15 protein-coding genes are annotated in these 18549 nt (G+C 70.8%); 5 read left to right on the plus strand and 10 right to left on the minus strand.

Annotated elements, in window-relative coordinates:
• Window positions 1-53: 53 nt before the first annotated feature.
• Window positions 54-1382, minus strand: coding sequence for an MFS transporter (locus tag ACIBHX_RS24590; RefSeq protein WP_397069544.1), 1329 nt, complete (start codon window positions 1380-1382; stop codon window positions 54-56).
• 107 nt (window positions 1383-1489) lie between these two features.
• Between ACIBHX_RS24590 and ACIBHX_RS24595 the strand changes: the two genes are divergently transcribed.
• A complete protein-coding gene (locus tag ACIBHX_RS24595; RefSeq protein WP_397069545.1) occupies window positions 1490-2368 on the plus strand; it encodes a LysR family transcriptional regulator in 879 nt (292 codons plus the stop codon).
• A 150-nt stretch (window positions 2369-2518) separates the two neighbouring features.
• Entirely contained in the window at window positions 2519-2872 is a 354-nt protein-coding gene (locus ACIBHX_RS24600; protein WP_397069546.1) for a hypothetical protein, read from the plus strand.
• A 288-nt stretch (window positions 2873-3160) separates the two neighbouring features.
• On the opposite strand, the gene ACIBHX_RS24605 is transcribed toward ACIBHX_RS24600, so the two are convergent.
• Together ACIBHX_RS24605 and ACIBHX_RS24610 are read right to left on the minus strand one after the other, a co-directional pair.
• Window positions 3161-4378: a cytochrome P450 gene (locus tag ACIBHX_RS24605; RefSeq protein ID WP_397069547.1), complete on the minus strand. Its 1218-nt coding sequence runs from the start codon at window positions 4376-4378 to the stop codon at window positions 3161-3163.
• A 35-nt stretch (window positions 4379-4413) separates the two neighbouring features.
• Window positions 4414-6027, minus strand: a complete 1614-nt coding sequence (locus ACIBHX_RS24610; RefSeq protein WP_397069548.1) for an FAD-dependent oxidoreductase — start codon at window positions 6025-6027, stop codon at window positions 4414-4416.
• A 232-nt stretch (window positions 6028-6259) separates the two neighbouring features.
• On the opposite strand from ACIBHX_RS24610, the gene ACIBHX_RS24615 reads away from it, so the two are divergent.
• Complete coding sequence (locus tag ACIBHX_RS24615; RefSeq protein ID WP_397069549.1) at window positions 6260-7228, plus strand: hypothetical protein; 969 nt, start codon at window positions 6260-6262, stop codon at window positions 7226-7228.
• On the opposite strand, the gene ACIBHX_RS24620 is transcribed toward ACIBHX_RS24615, so the two are convergent.
• From ACIBHX_RS24620 to ACIBHX_RS24640, 5 genes are all read right to left on the minus strand, one after another.
• Window positions 7225-8379, minus strand: a complete 1155-nt coding sequence (locus ACIBHX_RS24620; protein WP_397069550.1) for a hypothetical protein — start codon at window positions 8377-8379, stop codon at window positions 7225-7227. The genes ACIBHX_RS24615 and ACIBHX_RS24620 overlap by 4 nt on opposite strands.
• Before the next feature lie 114 nt (window positions 8380-8493).
• The gene (locus ACIBHX_RS24625) at window positions 8494-9699 is read right to left on the minus strand and encodes an SGNH/GDSL hydrolase family protein (RefSeq protein WP_397069551.1); all 1206 of its coding nucleotides are present in this window, start codon (window positions 9697-9699) and stop codon (window positions 8494-8496) included.
• A gap of 13 nt (window positions 9700-9712) precedes the next feature.
• Entirely contained in the window at window positions 9713-11017 is a 1305-nt protein-coding gene (locus ACIBHX_RS24630; RefSeq protein ID WP_397069552.1) for an FAD-binding oxidoreductase, read from the minus strand.
• Window positions 11018-11038: 21 nt separating this feature from the next.
• Window positions 11039-11743 (minus strand): SDR family oxidoreductase, encoded by a 705-nt coding sequence (locus ACIBHX_RS24635; RefSeq protein WP_397069553.1) that lies wholly within the window; start codon window positions 11741-11743, stop codon window positions 11039-11041.
• Complete coding sequence (locus tag ACIBHX_RS24640; RefSeq protein ID WP_397069554.1) at window positions 11737-12195, minus strand: carboxymuconolactone decarboxylase family protein; 459 nt, start codon at window positions 12193-12195, stop codon at window positions 11737-11739. The genes ACIBHX_RS24635 and ACIBHX_RS24640 overlap by 7 nt, the downstream gene beginning before the upstream one ends.
• 109 nt (window positions 12196-12304) lie before the next feature.
• Between ACIBHX_RS24640 and ACIBHX_RS24645 the strand changes: the two genes are divergently transcribed.
• The gene (locus ACIBHX_RS24645; RefSeq protein ID WP_397069555.1) at window positions 12305-15106 is read left to right on the plus strand and encodes a BTAD domain-containing putative transcriptional regulator; all 2802 of its coding nucleotides are present in this window, start codon (window positions 12305-12307) and stop codon (window positions 15104-15106) included.
• Between the two features lie 152 nt (window positions 15107-15258).
• Here the strand turns inward: ACIBHX_RS24645 and ACIBHX_RS24650 are convergent, their stop codons facing one another.
• Window positions 15259-16143: an NmrA/HSCARG family protein gene (locus tag ACIBHX_RS24650; RefSeq protein ID WP_397069556.1), complete on the minus strand. Its 885-nt coding sequence runs from the start codon at window positions 16141-16143 to the stop codon at window positions 15259-15261.
• A gap of 179 nt (window positions 16144-16322) precedes the next feature.
• Here ACIBHX_RS24650 and ACIBHX_RS24655 point away from each other — a divergent pair, with 179 nt between their 5' ends.
• Window positions 16323-16886 (plus strand): TetR/AcrR family transcriptional regulator, encoded by a 564-nt coding sequence (locus tag ACIBHX_RS24655; protein WP_397069557.1) that lies wholly within the window; start codon window positions 16323-16325, stop codon window positions 16884-16886.
• A gap of 108 nt (window positions 16887-16994) precedes the next feature.
• Here the strand turns inward: ACIBHX_RS24655 and ACIBHX_RS24660 are convergent, their stop codons facing one another.
• Window positions 16995-18413 carry a PLP-dependent aminotransferase family protein gene (locus ACIBHX_RS24660; protein WP_397069558.1) on the minus strand — a complete coding sequence of 473 codons (1419 nt, stop codon included), beginning with the start codon at window positions 18411-18413 and terminating at the stop codon, window positions 16995-16997.
• Window positions 18414-18549: the final 136 nt, after the last annotated feature.

Raw genomic sequence — 18549 nt, forward strand, 5'->3', positions numbered from 1 at the left:
AAGTCCGGCGTCGCGCAGCCCGGTGAGGTGAAGAGACTCAGCCGAGGGGACGCTCAGCGCGCACGAGTGACGGCGGCCAAGGCGGCGGCAGCCAGGGGAAACAGGGCGATGACAGCCGGCGTGCGGGGCAGGGTCATCCACTCCGCCAATGCGCCGGTGATGGCGGAGCCGACCCCACCTCCGACGAAGAACGTCAGGTTGAGCAGCCCCATCCCCGCACCACGCAGCGGACCGGGCAGTCGTGCCGACATGTCGCCGGTGACCGCGACCTGGGTGACGGCGAACGCGGCCAGGCAAAGAGAGGCCGCGAGCACTGCCGGCCAGGGACCGCCCCAGCCCGTCGCCGTGACGATCAGAGCGGTCGTCGCGGCCAGCGCGGTGGCGGCCAGCAACAGGCGGCCCTGGCGCGCATCGAGCAGACCGGCTCGACGGGACAGCACCGCGCCGATGACGGCGCCTGGGAGGAGCGCGACGCCGATGGTGAGGACGCTCCAGCCGTATGACCTGGCCAGGATTTGCGGAATCGCATACATGGTGGCGAAGAGGCCGCCGAAGACGCCGACACCGATCGAGGCCGCGATCCGGAAGGTCGCGTCTCCGATGACCTGGCGCGGGACGAAGCCGTCCGGACGCCGGGCTGTCCACCAGCCCAGCGCGCCGGCGGCGAGCATGAGCACGGCCACGAGGGCAAGGACGACCGGGCTGCCGAGCTTGAGCGTCCTGGACTGGATGAGCACGAGCAGCGTGCTGACGGTCACGGTCAGCGCGGCGGCTCCGGTGACGTCGATCGGGCGACGCGATCCAGGCCGTACGGCGAGCCGGACGCAGAACGGGACTGCCAGGATCGACAGCACCGGCAGCACGAGGGTGATGCGCCAGCTCAGCCAGGTTGTCACCGCGCCGCCGAGCAGCGTGGCCGCGGACGCGAAGACCGCAATGACCACGCCGTAACCGGCGAGCACCCGGGGGCGTTCAGCGGAGTCCACACCTGCGAGCAGGGCGACACCGGCCGCCGCCATGCCCCCGGACCCGGCGGCCAGTACCAGCCGTCCTGCGACCAGGACGCCCAGGTTCGGCGCCGCGAGGCACACGAGCGCGCCGGCGGTGAGCATCAGCGACGCGATCAGCAGCGCGGCGCGCACACCCCGCGAGTCCGCCAGCCGTCCGAAGACCGCGGTGCCGACACCGAGTGCCAGCGCGTGCGCGGTGAGGACCCAGGCGACCTCCGCGGGGCCGGCGTGCAGCGCGCCGGCGACCTTGGGCAGCGCCACAGCGGCGGCGGTGACGCCGAAGACCGACGGGCCGAACACTCCGCCGAGCCGCACAGCCGTCGACAGCGGGCCGACCTGCTTGTCGACGGCCGGAAATATGGTGGCAGTCACTTCGACTCCTTTCGAGATCGGGACCCATTCCAGCCCGGGAAGAAGCCGCGAACCAGAAGCGGTTATGACCTGCAGTCAGCACCGATCGAGATGAATCGAGGGCGCGCGTGGAGCTGCGACAGCTGGCGTACTTTGTGGCGGTCGCCGAAGAGGGTGGCTTCGGCCGCGCGGCCGAGCGGCTCAGCATCGTGCAGTCGGCGGTGAGCCAGCAGATCCGCCGGCTTGAACGCCAACTCGGCGTGCCGCTGTTCGACCGTTCGACCCGGCACGTGCGACTGTCCGGGGCGGGTGAACGCCTGCTGCCCGAGGCTCGCGCCGTCCTCGCCGCCGCGCACCGCGCCCGGCAGGTCGCCGCCGACATCCGGGAGGGCACCGACGGTGTCCTGCGCCTGGGGATCGTGCAGGGGCCGGGCGACCGGATCTACCGCACCCTCAACGAGCTGGCCGCCGTGGCGCCGCGGCTCCAGGTCCGCCCGCGGCGTCTTCCCCTTCCCGCCCGCCTGTCCGCGGTACGCTCCGGCGAACTCGACGCGGCGCTGGTCCGCGCGCTCACCGATGCGCCCGGCCTGGAACTGCTCCCGATCTGGACGGACACGCTGTACGTGGCGCTGCCCGCCGAGCATCCGCTGGCGCGTTCTGCCGAGGTCAGGCTCGAAGACCTGGCGAGCCTTCCCCTCCGGCTGGCTCCTCGCGAAGACAACCCGCCCTTCCACGACCTGGTCACTGATGCCTGCCGGGTCGCCGGGATCGCCCCGCCGCTCGGGCCGCCGTTCACGACGTTCCAGGAGACCCTCTCCGACATCGGCGTCGGCGTTCCGTCCTGGACGGTCTTCTACGAGGTGACCGGCCTGCCGGAGATCCCCCGGGTCGCGATCCGCCGGCTCGCCGAACCCAGGTTGACCACCTCGCTGGCCGTCCTTCCAGGCGTGCCTTCACCCGCCGTCCGCCACCTGCTGACCACCCTGACCCGCGTCACAAAGCCGTGACGAGCCACGGCGGAGCGGCGACATCCTTTGCCCGATCGGGATAGAGGTAGCCGTTCTCGGGGGGCTTGATCCGGGGAATCAATCGACGTGAAAGGTGACACTTCGGGCAGAGGGGGGCTCTTGTCCAAGCGATGCGACTGGTGCGGCACGGTGATCAGGAACGGTTCGGAGCACTACAGCCTGACCCCTGATTCCTCCTTGATCCTCACAAGCGACCCCAGGCTCGGCGGCCGTCGCCTCCCGAGCGCCTGTTCCAAAGAGCACCTGGCCGAGCTGCATGACCACTACCGGCGCCGCCCGTTCGTCCAGGAAGAACTCTGGGCCGGACGGATCGCCCGTGCCGTGCAGAACGCCACGGAAGAGCTCACCGCCAAGGATCTGATAGATGCCACCGGGCTGAACCTCGAGCAGATCGAGCGCTGCAGGGCCTGGCTGGAAGCCCAGCTGTACCGCCATACGCTCGTCCCCAGATTCCCGAGGGCCACCCCAGCCCCCCAGCGATGATTCTCAGGCTGCGTAGCAAGAGCATCGCCGACAAAGGCGGCTAGCCCAGCGATCGATAGACGCCGACGAAGGCGGCGTAAAGGCTGCGAGGCAGAGCGGCCCGGGCCTGCGGGTGGACATTGCAGAGTCTCCTCCTTCCATGAGCACGCTCCGAGTCGGTACGGCGCGCCCACTGCGTGTTGCTGAACCACGACTACCCGCACCACCGGCGGCAAACGCACCCAACCGACGACCGACGGCACCTAGAGACACCCCAGGCCGGCCCGAACCCGCGCCCGCCGGACGCGATCACGAGGATGGGACGATCCCGTCGATGGTGACCAGGAGGTGGCGGGGACCGCGCAGACGCGGGTTGGGCCGGTAGGGAGGCGGGTCGGTGACCAGCCGCGGATTCCGCAACCGGCGGACGAGTTCGGTCAGCGCGAGCTGCGTCTCGAGCCGGGCGAGGGGCGCACCGAAGCAGTAGTGGATGCCGCTGTTGAAGCCCAGGTGCTCGTTGTCCTCGCGGTCGGGGTCGAACTGGTCGGGATCGTCGAACCGGTCGGGATCACGGCTGCCGGCGGCCAGCGCGAGTGTGATGGTGGCGCCCTTGGGGATGGTGGTGCCGGCGATCTCGATGTCGGTCAGAGCGATACGCCGCAGAGCGAAGTGCACCGGCGGCTCGAAGCGCAGCAACTCTTCGACGATGCGGTCGACCGCATCGGGCTCGTCGCGCAGCCTGTCAAGGATGGCGGGACGGCGAAGCAGGGTCAGCATGCCGTTGGAGATGAGGTTGACGGTGGTCTCATGGCCGGCCACGAACAGCAGGATGGCGTTGACCAGCAGTTGCTCGCGCGACAGCCCTCCCCGCGCGGGATCGTCTTCGGCCAACGCCGAGAGCAGGTCGTCGCCCGGGTTTCGCAGGTGGCTCTCGATCACGTCGTTCAGGTACGCGCCCATCTCGCGTTCGGTGGTGGTGAGCAGTCGCACCGGATCCTCGGTCCTGGGATCGAGCCCCTCGATGAGCGCGTCGGCCCACTTGCTGAAACGCGGCTCGTCCTCGCGGGGGACGCCCAGCAACGAGCAGATCACCGCGACCGGCAGCGGGTAGGCGAAGTCGTCGACGATGTCCACCTGGTTCCTGTCCCCGAACCCGTCGATCAGCGTCGTGACGATCTCGGCTGTCCGGCCCCGCAAGCCCTCGATGCGGCCAGGCGTCTCAGGCGGTCCGAAGTGCCGCATCACCGCCTGCCGGCACGCGTCGTGGGCAGGGGGGTCGAGGTTGATGAAGGAGGCCGGCATATCCGCCGCGCCCTCCTCGGCTCCTTGTGGCCTGCCGCCCGAGGCCCTGAGCCGTTCGGAGCTGACGCGCGGATCGTGCAGCAGCGCGACGATCTCCCGGTAGGTGCTGACCACGTAGCTGCCGTCGTCCTGCCGTGCCACGGGCGTCTTACGCAGTTCGGCATACAACGGGTAGGGGTTGGCGCGGTTGGACTGGTCCAGGATCTGCTCGTAGACGCTGGTCATGGTGACGTTCCTTCTGCGGAGTCGTTCGCGGCCGATCAGGAGTGGCGGAGCACCAGCGAGGCGCGGCGTTCGCCCGGGTCGTGCCCGGTCACCACGACGGTGGCGTTCTGCGTGGCCGCGACGTGGTCGGGGACTTCGGCCGGAACAGGGCGCAGCTCGACGGGCCCGTCGGCCGTGGCGAGCTCGGGCGGGAACGGCGCCGCCTGCTCGATCAGGCGCTGGTAGAAGTCCAGCCACATCGATTGGTCGAAGGTGACTGCGGCGGTAGTGCGGCCTTGATAGCCGTAGGCGGCGACGAAGCGCCGGTCGGCGACCGAACCCTGGGTGATCACGACCTGGTCGGCGAAGGTCGGGACCCCGACGGATTTGATGTTGAGGCCGAACTGGCTGGACCAGAAGACCGGCAGCCACAGATGCGGCCAGCGCTGGCTCTGGTCGCTCAGCATGTTGTGGGCGGCGACCTCCGCCTGCGCGACCGCGTTGCCCCAGTGCTCCAGGGTCACGAACTGGTAGCCGTAGACCGCGTGCGGGAAGCGGGCGATGTCCCCGGCGACGAAGATGTCGTCGGTGACGACGCCGTTGACGTCGACGGCCCGGCAGCCCGCGTCGCAGGCCACCCCCCACACCCCGGCGGCAAGACCAGAGCCGTCCAGCCACTCGACGTTACGGACTCCGCCCAGCGCGACCACCGCCGTGTCCACCTCCAGCGTGCCGCCGTCGGACAGGCGCGCGGAGCGCAACCGGCCGTCCGAGTCGCCCTCCAGAGCGGTGACCGAGGTGCCGCAGCGCAGGTCCACGCCGTGCTCGCGCTGGATGTCGGCCGCTATCGCACCGATCACCCCGCCCAGGGCCCCGAACAGCGGGGTCGGACCCCGCTCGACGACCGTCACCGGACGGCCCAGCTCGCGGCAGACAGAAGCGCACTCCGATCCGGTGAACCCGGCGCCGATGATCAGGACCCGCCCGTCGCTGGCGGCCAGATGCTGCCGCAGGCGGGCCGAATCCTCCATCGTGCGCAGCACGAACACCCCGTCCAGGGCGGCCTCATCCGCCTTCGGCCACGGCCGGGCGCGAACCCCCGTGGCTATCAGCAGCCGGTCGAATGCCACCTGCCGGCCGTCAGCGAGCAACACCTGCCTGCTCGGCAGATCCAGCCCGGTCGCCCGCCGGCCCAGCAGCCACTCGGCGTCCAGCTCGCCCAAACGGGGCAGCAGGGTGTGCTCGGGCGAGACCCGTCCTGCCATCACCTGTTTGGACAGCGGCGGCCGATCGTAGGGCTCGTGTGGTTCGTCCCCGATCAGCGTCAACGGTCCGGTGAACCCTTCCCGCCGCAGCACACCGGCCGCCCGCAAGCCCGCCAGCGAGGCACCGACGATGACGATACGCCCCTCCCACCGGGAGGCCTGGGCGTTCCGGGCGGTCGCCCGCGCGCGCACCTTCCCGTTCGCCAGGTGGGTGGCGGGCCCGTCGACGTGGATGGCCTGGACGGGGCACGCCGACACCGCCCGCCGTACCCGATCATGCTCGGCCTCGTCCGGGTTCGGGTCGTAGACCAGAGCTTCCTGCCCGTGCATGGCGAAGGTGCCGGGCGCCGCGAAGACGCACTGGCCGTACCCCTGGCACCGCGTGAGATCGACGACTACGCGCATCACAACCCCCGGTGAGACGGGGGCACGTCTTGAACGCCCGCAGGCGGGACCGGACCCGGCCGTCCCAGCCCCCGAACACGAGAACGGCCATGGCGTCGGCACCTCATCGGATGCCGATCCTCGCCGAAGCGTCTCCCCCGGACGTACCGCTCTCCCTACCCGCCGGACAGACCCATCGAAACCAGAACCCGGCGGGTGTTAGGGGTCGGTGCGGTGGGGTATAGCGAGCGGAATGTTCACACGAGTCCAGCACACTCTCGAACAGGCGAACTGCCGCTACCCGATGCACGCCGACCCGGAGACCGGTGAGTGGACCTGGTCGGACGACGGCGGCTGGTCCGGTGGCTTCTGGCCCGGCCTGCTGACCCTGACCGGCGAGCGGGCCGCCGCGGCCGAGGCCACCGCGAAGCTCCGCAACCGCCTGCAAGCTCCCACGATGCTCCGCGGCTTATTGTTCTGGTATTCGGCGGGCCTGATCGGCGACCCCATGGCGGTCGAGGCGGCGCACGCGCTCGCGAGCACCTACGACCAGGCGGCCGGCGTCATCCCACCCGGCGACGAGGACATCGAGCAGTACGGCTGGCCCCGCAGAGGCGCCTGCGTCGACGGCCTCCCAGGCACGACCCCCCTGCTCGCCCTCGTGCCCGAGTACCGTGACCTGGCCGAGTCCCACGCCCGAGCCCACTACGCGATGTGCGTACGCCCCGACGGCTCGGTCTCCCAGACGGCCACCGCCACGTCCCGTACCACGATCAACGGCTACTCCCCCACCAGCACGTGGTCGCGCGCCCAGGCGTGGGCGATGCTCGGCTTCACCCAGGCCGCCCACCTCTTCCCCGGCCTGGTGGGCCTGGCCACCGAGGTGACCGACTGGTACCTCGGCCACGTCCCGCCGGACCTGGTCTGCTACTGGGACTTCGACGACCCGGCCATCCCGGACGCGCCCCGCGACACCTCGGCCACCGCGATCGCGGCCGCGGCGATGGCCGCCCTCGCTCCGCTGACCTCCGACCGGTACCGCGAGGCGGCCGCCGACGCGGTCGCGGCGCTCACCAAGAACCACGTCAACCGGCACGGCGGCCTGATCGACGGCTGCTACAACCGCGTCAAGGGCCTGGCCACGAGCAACGAGCTCATCTGGGGCGACTACTTCCTGCTGGAGGCGACCCTGACGCTCGAAGAGGGTACCCACGAGTACTAGTTGTTCCTCGGGGAGGGCAGTTGCGGCCATCGAGACGCCTCATCGTCCGATCGTGAGGATCGGCGTTCGCGCATGAGCGTCACCACGGGCGCCGTGTAGATGGCCACCCCGAAGGTGATCACAGGCAGCAGCGTGGTGAGCACCGAGATGGCGTACACGCTGGTGCAGGGCAGATCGGCACCCATCATCGACAGCAACACCAGGACCCCGGCCGTCAGCGCCATCCCGGCGATGATCGCGGCCACGAGGCCGACGACCAGGTCGAAGACGATCAGCTTGCGGATCTCGGCCGCGCCATACTTGGCGATGACGTGGGAGGCGTCGAGCTGGAGGGTGTCCCGGATACGGCCGGCGGTGGCACAGGCGATCGCCATGGAAGCCAGCAGCGACGTCACCCCCAGGGTGGCCAGCGAGGCCGTCAGCACTTGCGAGTCGGCGTTGCTGCGCGCGGTCACGTCCTGCACCGTGAGGACGCTGTAGCGGTTACCGACCACCTGGGCGATGCGCTGCCTGACCGGCGCGGGCGTCTGGGCGGGATCGACCGTCACCTCCAGGCCGCCCACCGTCAGCTGGCCGACGAGCTGGTGCGCCAGCTCAGGACCCACGCCCAGGACGCCGCTGTGCACCAGATCCTCGTTCACGTCCACCTCGACGATGCCGGACACGCGCAGCCGCAGCGGCGTGCCCGCCTTGTCATCGGCGATCAGCGTGCTGCCTACCCGGACGACGAGCGACTTGGCGGTCAGCTCGTCCAGCACTGCCTCGTCGGGCAGGGCGGGCAGATTGCCGTCGATCACGTGGATCAGCGGCATCCCACCCTCGGGCAGCAGCGTCGCTCCCACCGCCGCGGCCGAGGAGCCTTCGGACCGCACCCAGACCGGGCCGCTGTAGATCTCCCGCACGGAGGCGACGCCGTCGATCGAGGAGATCTGCTTGACCAGGGACCCGTGCAACGAGGGAAGCCCCGCGGTTGCCGTGTCGGCGGGCACCACGGCGAGGTCGAGCCGCTGCCGGCCGAAGCACTGCAGGAAGCGGTCCTCCGCGGCGCCGCCGCTGTGGATGGCGGCGCCGACGAGGAAAGCTCCCGCGAGCGTGCCGAGCAGGCAGAGCACGATTACCCAGCAATGGGCGCGGACCCTCCTGATGCCCATAACGCTAACATTCCGTGAAATATCCGAGATCTTCACGCCACGAGCCAAGAAATAGCCAAATATCGGCCTAAATAAGGTAAGGACGCGATCCACTCACTTCGTCAATGGTCTGCTTCAGAGAGTGTGCAGGTCGACGGCGTCGGCCATGGCCTGGTAGCCGGCGGGGTTGGGGTGGAGGTGGTCTCCGCTGTCGAAGGCCGGGCGGATCCGATCGGGGTCGGCGGGGTCGGCGACGGCGCGTTCGAAGTCGACGACGGCGTCGAATTCGCCGCTGGTCCTGATCCACGCGTTGACCGCATCACGGGTGGCCTCGGCCTCGTCGGCGAGACTGGCCGGCAGGAGGGTGCCGCCGATGATCCGGACTCCTCGCGCGTGGGCGGTGCGGATGAGTTGCCGGTAGCCGCCGATCAGGTCGTCAGCGCTGACCTTGACCGCGGGTGTCGTGCAGGGGGTGGGTTCCTGCATGCCCAGCAGGATGTCGTTGATGCCCTCCAGCACGATCACGGTCTTGACGCGAGGTTGGTCGAGCACGTCCCAGCGGAAGCGCGTCAGTCCTCGCTCGCCCAGGCACGCCGAGTCGTTGAGCAGGCGGTTGCCGGCGATGCCGAGGTTGAGCACCGGCCGCCGGCCTTTCAGCCTGCGGGCCAGCGCGTCCGGGTAGCGGTCGTCGGCGTCCTGGGTGGCGGCGTATCCGTCGGTGATGGAGTCGCCGAAGGTCGCCACCGCGGCCGCGTCGCCGTACACGTCCACTCCGGACAGGTAGAACCAGGAGCTGTTGGTCTCGGCGAAGGCGGCCGCGCCGAGGTCGCGGATGTGGTCGCCGGAGGCTCGGTAGGTGGTGGCCTGGGCGAGGTTGTGGTAGGTGGCCGGGCCCGTGGCGCCCTGGAAGTACAGCGTCACGGTCAGCCGTTCTCCCGGCTTGACCGCGAGCCGGACGGGATCGCTGGCGGCCCGCCCGCCGGTGGGGATGTCGACGGAGGGGGCGTGTGCGAAGGTCAGCGGACGGAGCGTGCCCGCCTGTACGGCGGCGCCCGGGCCGGCCTTGCCCACGCTCGCGCCGGTGAGCCGGAGTGGGGTGGTGCCGTAGGCGTTGGAGAGCCGGATCCGGACCGTCGAGCCGCCGGCGGTGACCCGGACCGCCTGCCGTACGGAGTGGTTGGCGAAGCCCTTCTCCGCCCAGGTGGGATACCAGACGTCGGGCGACGGGTGCTGGACGGCGGTCGCCCACGCCGCTGTCCATCTGCCGGTCTCCGTGTCGGCGGGTGCCGGTGTCGCTGTCAGGGTGGCGATCAGTGCGGCGACGGCCGCGACTTTCAACATGTCGGTGCTCTTTTCAGTCCAGGACAGGGAAGTTGGCGCGGAACATGCCATAGGGATCGCGGTGGCGCTTGATCTCGCGCAGCCGGGCCAGGGTGTCGGCGGGGAAGGCTTGGGCGGCTTTGTCCGCTGGTGCGAGGAAGGTGTACGGCTTGCGCCCGCTGATCGCCTGGCCCAGCGCCTCGACCAGGGCGGCCTGCCTGGCCTGCACCGCATCGGCCAGGTGGGGCAGCCGCAGGCCGAGCAGGTAGAGCATGTACGGCTCGGCCAGCGCGCCACCTGCGCCGCCGGCGGGATCGGTCTCGGCGAGCGCCCCGCCGAGATGCCGGACCTGCAGGTTGAGCAGCGGCGCGAGGTCGGCGCCTGTGAGCGTCTCCAGCGTTGCCTCGTCCAGGCCGGTCAGCAGTTCGGTGCGGGCCAGCATGGGGCTGGGCTCGACCGGCTCGGCTGCGATCGCGCCCAGGTCGGCGAGGTTCATCGGGCCGCGGCTGTCGGAGAGGCTGCCGCCAATCTCGTCGAAGGCGGTCAGCAGCGCCTTGGCCTCGACATCCCCGCCGAGGTAGGTCACGTCCACGGCGACCATCGGCGGTGCGGGCGGCGGCGGGGCGATCCGGTTGATCCACACCGACAGCTCGCGCGGCGCGTCCGCGGTGATCTTGCCGAAGGCGTCGAACACGGCGCCGGCGCGGGCGGCCGGCCAGACGATCCGCCCGCCGTACACGCTGGGCGCCGGGTACAGCGCCAGCTCGATCGAGGTGATCAGCGCGTAGTCGCCGCCGCCACCGCGCAGCGCCCAGAACAGCTCGCTGTCGGATTCGGCGGTGACCCGCACCTGCTCGCCGCCTGCGTCGACGATCTCGAAGGCGCGCACCGAGTCGGCTGCCCAGCCGTACCTGCGGCCGAACCAGGAGATGCCGCCGCCGGCGACGAACCCGGCGACTGTCACGGCCGGGCTGCTGCCGGCCGGCCCGGTGAGGCCGTGCTTGCCGGTCTCGGCCATCACCCGGCCCCACTGCACTCCGGCGCCGACCCGGGCGATGCGCGCCTGCGCGTCGACCTCCACCCAGTCCAGGCGGCCGGTGCGCAGCAGGATCACGCCCTGCACATCGCCCGAGGCGCCATGGCCCGACGGCTGGGCGGTGACCGTCAGCCCGGCTTCGCGGGCGTACCGCACCAGGGCCGCCACATCCGCGGCGTCCGCGGCCTCCACAACGGCGGCCACCGGCTGGTGGACGCCCACCGCCCACGGGCGGGCCGCCTCGTCGAACCCGTCCTCGCCGGGAAGCAGCACCCGTCCCCTGACCGCATGACGTAGATCCATAGCTGTTGTCTCCTTCGGGGATTACCAGGGAAGAGGGCCTTCGTGCTGGACGAATCCGGCGGTGGGGCCGTCGGCGTCCAGCAGGGCCATGGCAACGATCGGCGCGGCGCCCTCTTCGGGGGTCTTGATGCCTTCGTTGTGATTGATGTCGGTCTTGACCCAGCCGGGGTCGACCGCGTTGACCTTGATCGGGGTGTCCCACAGTTCCTTGGCGTAGGACACGGTGATCATGTTCAAGGCCGCTTTGGAGGAGCAGTAGACCAGGTTGAGCATCGGCCACAGCGGATGGTCCTGGTCCAGGGTCCGCCCGATCGAGCCGCGTTCGCTGGAGACGTTCACGATGCGTCCCGCCGGCGAGCGGCGCAGCAGCGGCAGCATCGCGTTGGTGACCTCGATGACGCCGAACACGTTGGTCTCGTAGACCTGGCGGGCCTCCGCGGTCGTGCTCTGGCTGGGGAGCCCGTCATCGAAGGTGATCCCGGCGTTGTTGACCAGGATGTCGAGCTTGCCGTACTCCTGCTCGATCCAGGTCGCCGCGGCTCGGACACTGTCCGCGTCGGTGACATCGAGCCGCACGTACGGCAGGCCGAGCCGCTCGGCCGCGGCGCGCCCCCGCTCCTCGTCGCGGGCGCCGATGATCGCGGTGACGCCTGCGTCGGCGAGCCGGCGTGCGATCTCGAAGCCGATGCCCTTGTTCGCGCCGGTAACGAGCGCGATCGCTACCATGCCGCACCCGCGATCTGCCGGGTGGTGGCGTTCAGCCGGTTCCACAGGTTGACGGTGGAGATCGTCATGATCAACGCGGCCAGCTCGGCCTCGGAGTAGTGGTCGGCGACTTCGTCCCACACCTCGTCGCTGACCTGGCCGTCATCGGCGATCCGGGTGACCTGCTCGGCGAGTGACAGCGCGGCGCGCTCGGCATCGGTGAAGTACGGCGCCTCGCGCCACGCCGCCACGGCGAACAGCCTCTCGTCGCTCTCGCCCGCCTTGCGCAGATCCTTGGCGTGCATGTCGACGCAGACGCTGCAGCCGTTGATCTGGCTGGCCCGAAGCAGGACCAGGTCCGCGGTCACCTTGGGCAGTCCAGCCTGATCGGCAGCCTTGGTGAGGTCCGTGAGCGCCTTCATGGCGCCGGGGAGGACGAGTGCCGGGTTCTTCATGCGTGGTGATCGACTCATGTGACCAGCATGGGGAGGGTGGTTAATACGATCGCGATGCGATGTCGATGCATCGCCTATGGCTCCGCTGTTGCTGCCGCTACCAAAGGGGCAAATGTAGGATTCGCGGGTGGATGTGCGGTTAGCGATCCTGGGCCCTGTCGAGGTGTCAGCCGGTGGCCGATGGCTTCCTGCGCTGGCCCCGCGTCACCGCGGGTTCCTGGGGTACCTCCTGCTGCATGCCGGCGTCGTGCTGAGCGTCGAGCGGCTGATCGACGCGATGTGGGGGCCGACGCCACCGGACACGGCCCGTGCACAGGTGCACGCCGCACTGACCGCGATCCGGCGCACGCTGCGCGCCGCGGATGCGGCCCACCTGGTGCAGACCCGCCCGGCAGGATATGTGATCACCCCGGAGCCTGGGCAGCTCGACCTGCGGGAGTTCGCCACGCTCGTGGCCGAGGCGGAGTCCGAGCCGGCCTCGGCCGTACAGACGCTGCGCGAAGCGCTCGCCCTGTGGCGCGGGCCCGCCTTCGCCGACGTCCAGGCCCATTTCGCCGAGGGCGCCAGGGCTCGGCTGGAGGATCAGCGGCTGGCCGCGATCGAGCGGCTGGCGGAGCTCGAGTTCGCCGCCGGAAGGCATGCGGAGCTCATCGACCTGCTGGTCGCCGAGCTGACCGCGCATCCCTTGCGGGAACGGCTGGCGGGGCAGCTGATGCTGGCTCTGCACCGAGCCGGGCGCCAGGCGGACGCGCTGGCGGTCGGCCGTGACTACCGCCGCACACTGGCCGAGGAGCAGGGGCTGGATCCGGGCCATGCCTTCCTGGCCGTTGAGGAGACCGTCCTGCGCGGCGAGCCACCCGCGGAGGCCGAGCGGCCCGCCACCACCGCCAGGCCCGTGGCGGCCTCCCTGCCCTACGACATCGCCGACTTCGCCGGCCGCTCCGTCCAGGTGGAGGAGCTGTGCGACCCCGCCTCCCAGGCGGTGACGATCTACGCGATCGACGGCATGGCCGGCATCGGCAAGACCGCGCTGGCCGTGCACGCCGCGCACCGGCTCGCCGAGCGCTACCCCGACGGTCAGCTCTTCGTCGACCTGCACGCCCACACAGCGGGTCAGCGGCCGCTCGAGCCCGCGGAAGCGCTGGAGGAGCTGTTGCGGCAGCTCGGTGTACCGACCGAGCGCATCCCCGCGTCCCTGACGGAAAGGGCCGCGCTGTGGCGAGCCGAGCTGGCCGGCCGCCGCGTACTGCTGGTGCTGGACAACGCCGCCGACGCCGCCCAGATCCGGCCCCTGCTGCCGGGCGCCTCGAACAGCCTGCTGCTCATCACCAGCCGCCAGCGGCTCACCGACCTGGACGGCGTGCGGCCTCTGTCCATGGATGTGCTGCCCCTGCCCGACGGCGTCGCGCTCTTCACCGGCATCGTGGGCGAGCGCGCGGCCACCGAGCCCGACGCGGTCACGGAGGTCCTGCTGCTGTGCGGGTTCCTGCCGCTGGCCGTCCGCATCGCCGCCACCCGCCTGCGGCACCGCCCCCGCTGGAGCGTGGCCCATCTTGCCGAACGCCTGCGTGACGAGCGCCGCAGGCTCACCGAGCTGGCCAGGTCGGACCGTGGTGTGGCGGCCGCGTTCACCCTGTCGTATCGGCAGCTCACCGCCGAACAGCAGCAGCTCTTCCGCCTGCTCGGGCTGCATCCCGGCCGCGACATCGAGCCCTACGCGGCCGCCGCGCTCGCCGATCTCCCCGTGGAGCGGACCGAGGACCTGCTGGAGGACCTGCTGGATGCGCACATGCTCCAGCAGCGGGCCTTCGGCCGCTACACCTTCCACGACCTGCTCCGCCAGTACGCCGCCCGGCTCGCGGTTGAGCAAGAGCCGCCGCATGCCGGGCACGTGGCGCTGACCCGGCTGCTCGGCCACCAGCTGACCACGGCATCGGCCGCCATGGACGTGCTCTACCCCGACAGCACCCACCGGCGACCGCGCATCGAGCGATCCGCGCCCCCACCGGTCCCCCTCCATGACGCGCGGCAGGCGCTGGCCTGGCTGGACGCCGAACGAGCCAACCTCGTCCTGGCCGCCGATCGCGACGTGACGCATACCTGCCTGCTGGCCACCACGCTGTACCGCTATCTCTACGACCACGCCCATCACGACGATGCTCTCGCTCTGTACGGCAAGGCACTGCGGGCCGCCCGATGCCGCGAGGATCCGACCGGTGAAGGGCGGGCACTGACCGATCTCGGCTGGGTGCATCAGGTGCAGGGCAGCCACGAGGTCGCCCGTGACCACTTCGATCTAGCTCTGGCCGCCTGCCGTACGGCTGAAGACCTGCGAGGTCAGGCTCGGGCGCTGGTCGGCTTGGGCCGGGTGAGTACGGACGAAGGCGAGCACGAGCGGGCCAGGGAGGCGAACCTGCGCGCCCTTGAGCTGTTTCGAGCGATCGGCGACAGGTTCGGCGAGGCCGTGACGCTGGACTACCTCGGCATCGTCCACGAGCGGCTGGGCGAGTACGCGCAGGCGGCCGACCTGCATCGCCAGGCGCTGGAGCTGTCCCGGGAGATCGGCAGCCGAGGCGGTGAGGCCGACGCCCTGGACAACCTCGGGGTGGCCTGCACCCGGCTGGGCCGGCATGCCGAGGCCCGCGACCATCACGAGCAGGCATTGGAGCTGTATCGACGCTTCGGCTACCGGCGAGGCGAGGCCAAGGCGCTCAACAGCTTGGCCGAGATCGCGGTGACCATGGGCGACCCCGGCCAGGCCGTGCGACTGCACACCGCCGCTCTCGACCTGGCCGTGGAGCTGAACAACCGAAGCGAGGAAAAGCGCGCCCGCGAGGCCATCGCCCTGCTCTGCGATCAGCGCCCCATCCCCAGCCCCGCCAGCGACAAGGACCAAACCGGCATAGACCCCGAAGGAGGACACCGATAGAGCGGAACATGGGGCGTCTGCTCACGGGACGTTTCATATTCGCGGTGACCTGGATGTAGCAGCGGGCGCCGCGCATACAGGGCGGGGTGCGGCGGGAGTCGCGTTCGCGCCGGGTTGGGGTTTGTCCGAGGCCGCGGCAGGGTTCGCCGGTGTCAGGCGTGGGTCGCCCGGAACGCGGCGGTGCCCTCGCGGCTGAGCCAGGTGGTGAAGTCCATCAGGCCCGGGTGCTCCTCGCGCAGGGCGCCGACGTCAGCATGCCAGCCGCCACCGTGGTTGGCGAAGTCGTAGCCGGCCACGGCGTCGGCATCGCGACCGACCAGCGCCTCGCGCGGGATCTGCCGGTAGCTGACGGGCTGCCCCAGCGCCCGTTCCATGGCCCGGACGATCTGCGGCATGGTCAGCTCGTCGCCGGCCAGCTCGATCGTACGGCCGGCGTACTCGGCCGGGCGGGTGAAGGCCAGCGTGGCGAACGCGCCGATGTCAGTGGCGGCGATCAGCTGGACCGGCACGTCCGGCAGGAAGACGTCCGCCAGGACGCCGTCGCGCACACCCAGCCGCGGGTGAACCTGGTTGTCCATGAAGCGGACCGGCCGGAGCGCGGTCATGGGCAGGCCCAGGTCGCGGGCGTATCGCTCCAGGGTGTCCTTGGTCTGCCAGCGCGCGATCCCGTGCGGGGCGTCGGCCGCGCCGACGGAGGCGTACACGAAGCTGCGGACGCCGGCCGCGATGGCGGCGTCGGCGACGTTGCGGCCATAGCGGAGCTCGTCGTCGATGGTGAAACCGGGCGGCGTGCCGGGATAGCCGACGGTGGGCTGCACGCTGAAGACGCCGTCGGCGCCGCGGACGGCCGCGTCGAGCGAGGCGCGGTCGCCCATGTCGCCGCGGACCAGCTCGGCGCCCGCGGCGGCGAGCGCCCGCGCGGCGGGAGAGCCGGGGTCGCGGACGAGCGCGCGGACCCGCTGCCCGGCGGCCAGCAGGCCGCGCGCGGTGGCGCCGCCCTGGGCACCGGTGGCGCCGGTCACGAGAACGGTGGTCATGTTTCCTCCCGATGGCTCAGGTGTTGAGCAGGTGGTGCGTATGGCCGAAGGCCAGGTCGTCCGTTCGGCGCTGAACTCCATCGCGAAGTGCTCGGCGGTGGCCGGGAGTTCATGGCACCTCCTAAACGGGGAGTATCCCCGGTTACTGCTGCGGTACGATACGGGGACAGTCCCCGTTTATGCAATCCCGGGAGGCGACGATGCGGGCCGACGCCCGGCGCAACTACGACCGGCTGGTGGCCACGGCGCGGGTGGCCTTCGCCGAGTTGGGGGCCGACGCGCCGCTCGACGACATCGCCCAGCGCGCGGGCGTCGGCAACGCCACGCTCTACCGGCACTTCCCCACCCGGCAGGCACTGCTGGAGGCGGTCTTCCGCGACCACGTCGACGCCCTGTGCCGGCGGGCAGAGGAGCTGATGTCCGCGCCGTCGCCTGGCGCCGCACTGAAGGAGTGGCTGGGCGCGGTGATCGCGCAGGGCAGCACGGAGCGCGGGCTGGCCGCGTCGCTGCTGGCGGCGCTGGGGCACGACGGATCGTCGTGCCGTGAGGCGGTGTTCGAGGCGGCGCGGGGGCTGCTGGCACGGGCGCAGGAGGCAGGCGACGTCCGGCCGGACGTGCCGGTGGGGCAACTGTTCAAACTGGTGAACGCCATCGCGCTGGTCACCGAGACGGAGCCGGACCCAGCCGCCCAGGCGACCGCCCTGCTTGATCTGGTCTTCCACGGACTGAGCCCACACCCATGAGCAACGGCCGCAGTCTCGGATAGGCATGATGAGCACGTCGCGGCGGCAACGCACATAGCCAGAGAGACAGCACCAGCCGAGTCTGGCTTGGCACGGATCGTGGGTTCTTCAGACTGGATGCGACGTCGATGGGAGGAGGAGGTCGGCGATGCGGGCGATGCCGGAGCGGATTGCGTGCTCGTTGAGGTCGCCGAAGCCGAAGACGATGGCTGGAGGGGCGGGGGCACGATGGACCCGGTACCGCTGCATGCCGTGCAGGTGGATCGAGCGCCGTCTGGCGGCCGCGATGATCGCGGCCTCGTCCGTGCCCTCGGGTAGCGTTGCCGCCGCGTGGAGGCCGGCGTCGAGCCCGGTCAGGCGCAGGTGCGGGGCGTGCCGGCGTAGTGCTTCGGCGAGTGCGACCCGCTTGGCGGCGTACGCTCTGCGCATCCGGCGCAGGTGGGCGTCGTAGCGCCCGGACTCGATGAGTCGGGTGAGCGCGAGCTGGTCGAGGCCGGGCGATCCAAGGTCGCTGCGGCGCTTCTCCTCGGCGATCGCCGGTGCGAGATGCGACGGCGCGAGGATCCAGCCCAGTCTCAGGCTGGGGCCGAGGGATTTGCTGACCGTTCCGATCATCACGACGCGGTCGGGTGCCAGTCCCTGCAGCGCTCCGACCGGCCGGCGGTCGTAGCGGAACTCCGAGTCGTAGTCGTTCTCGATCATGACGCCGTCATGTTCCTCGGCCCACCGCAGGAGTTCCTGGCGTCGTGCGGGGGCGAGCACGACGCCGGTGGGTGTCTGGTGGGCCGGGGTGAGGATGACGGTTGTGGCGGCCGTTCGGCGCAGCTCGTCGACGACCATGCCCTGGTCGTCGACGGGCACCGGCACCGGGTTCAGCCCGGCACGGCGGACGTGCATGGTCATCTCGCGGTGGCCGGGGTCTTCGACGGCCACGGTCTGGGTGCCGTGTTCCCGCAGGACTGTGAGTGTGAGTGCGACGCCTTGGGTGAATCCGCTGCAGATGACCACGTCGTGGGCGCTGATCGACGCGGCGCGGACCCGCTGGGTGTAGGAGGCGAGCACTTCACGCAGCCGTGGTGAACCGGCTGCCCGGCCGTAGCCGATATCGCTGCGCGAGGCGGTCCGGGCGGCTTCACCGCAGGCCCACAGCCAGTCGCGCATGGGGAAGCTGTTCAGGTCCGGCCGGCCAGGAAGGAAGTCGATGCCCGCCTCGACCGGTGACGCGACCGCGGGCTGCTCGATCATCGACTGTCGCAGGGTCAGGGCGACCTGCGTCGTGCCACCGCCGGTTGCTGTCAGGTATCCCTCGGCCGCCAGTTGTTCGTAGGTGCCCTGGACCAGTCCGCGCGAGACGCCGAGGTCGGCCGCCAGCTTCCGTGAGGACGGCAGCCGCTCGCCGGCCTCCAGCCGTCCGGATCGGATCGCCGTACGCAGTGCCTCCTGCAGCTGTGTGCCGAGCGTGCCGCGTACGCCCCGATCCAGGTGCAGCATGATCTCCGGCGTGAAACCGGACCATTCAACTGCCATGGAACTGGACCTTAACAGGGTGCCAATGGCCCCCCTACGGTCTAGTCACCGGAACCCACGAGGAGACACCCCCGGCGACGTTCGTCGCCATGCCGGTGCCACCGGCAGGCCTGGCGTGGATCCATCGATTGCAACC

Origin of the sequence: Nonomuraea sp. NPDC050536 (assembly GCF_044457685.1) — a bacterium.
Taxonomy (GTDB): domain Bacteria; phylum Actinomycetota; class Actinomycetes; order Streptosporangiales; family Streptosporangiaceae; genus Nonomuraea.

Excerpts from the sequence above, each read along its gene's own strand:
- ACIBHX_RS24605 (WP_397069547.1), bottom strand. The coding sequence starts at position 4,378 with ATGACCAGCGTCTACGAGCAGATCCTGGACCAGTCCAACCGCGCCAAC.
- ACIBHX_RS24625 (WP_397069551.1), bottom strand. The coding sequence starts at position 9,699 with ATGTTGAAAGTCGCGGCCGTCGCCGCACTGATCGCCACCCTGACAGCG.
- ACIBHX_RS24610 (WP_397069548.1), bottom strand. The coding sequence starts at position 6,027 with ATGCGCGTAGTCGTCGATCTCACGCGGTGCCAGGGGTACGGCCAGTGC.
- ACIBHX_RS24630 (WP_397069552.1), bottom strand. The coding sequence starts at position 11,017 with ATGGATCTACGTCATGCGGTCAGGGGACGGGTGCTGCTTCCCGGCGAG.
- ACIBHX_RS24640 (WP_397069554.1), bottom strand. The coding sequence starts at position 12,195 with ATGAGTCGATCACCACGCATGAAGAACCCGGCACTCGTCCTCCCCGGC.
- ACIBHX_RS24615 (WP_397069549.1), top strand. The coding sequence starts at position 6,260 with ATGTTCACACGAGTCCAGCACACTCTCGAACAGGCGAACTGCCGCTAC.
- ACIBHX_RS24655 (WP_397069557.1), top strand. The coding sequence starts at position 16,323 with ATGCAATCCCGGGAGGCGACGATGCGGGCCGACGCCCGGCGCAACTAC.
- ACIBHX_RS24650 (WP_397069556.1), bottom strand. The coding sequence starts at position 16,143 with ATGACCACCGTTCTCGTGACCGGCGCCACCGGTGCCCAGGGCGGCGCC.
- ACIBHX_RS24660 (WP_397069558.1), bottom strand. The coding sequence starts at position 18,413 with ATGGCAGTTGAATGGTCCGGTTTCACGCCGGAGATCATGCTGCACCTG.
- ACIBHX_RS24635 (WP_397069553.1), bottom strand. The coding sequence starts at position 11,743 with ATGGTAGCGATCGCGCTCGTTACCGGCGCGAACAAGGGCATCGGCTTC.
- ACIBHX_RS24620 (WP_397069550.1), bottom strand. The coding sequence starts at position 8,379 with ATGGGCATCAGGAGGGTCCGCGCCCATTGCTGGGTAATCGTGCTCTGC.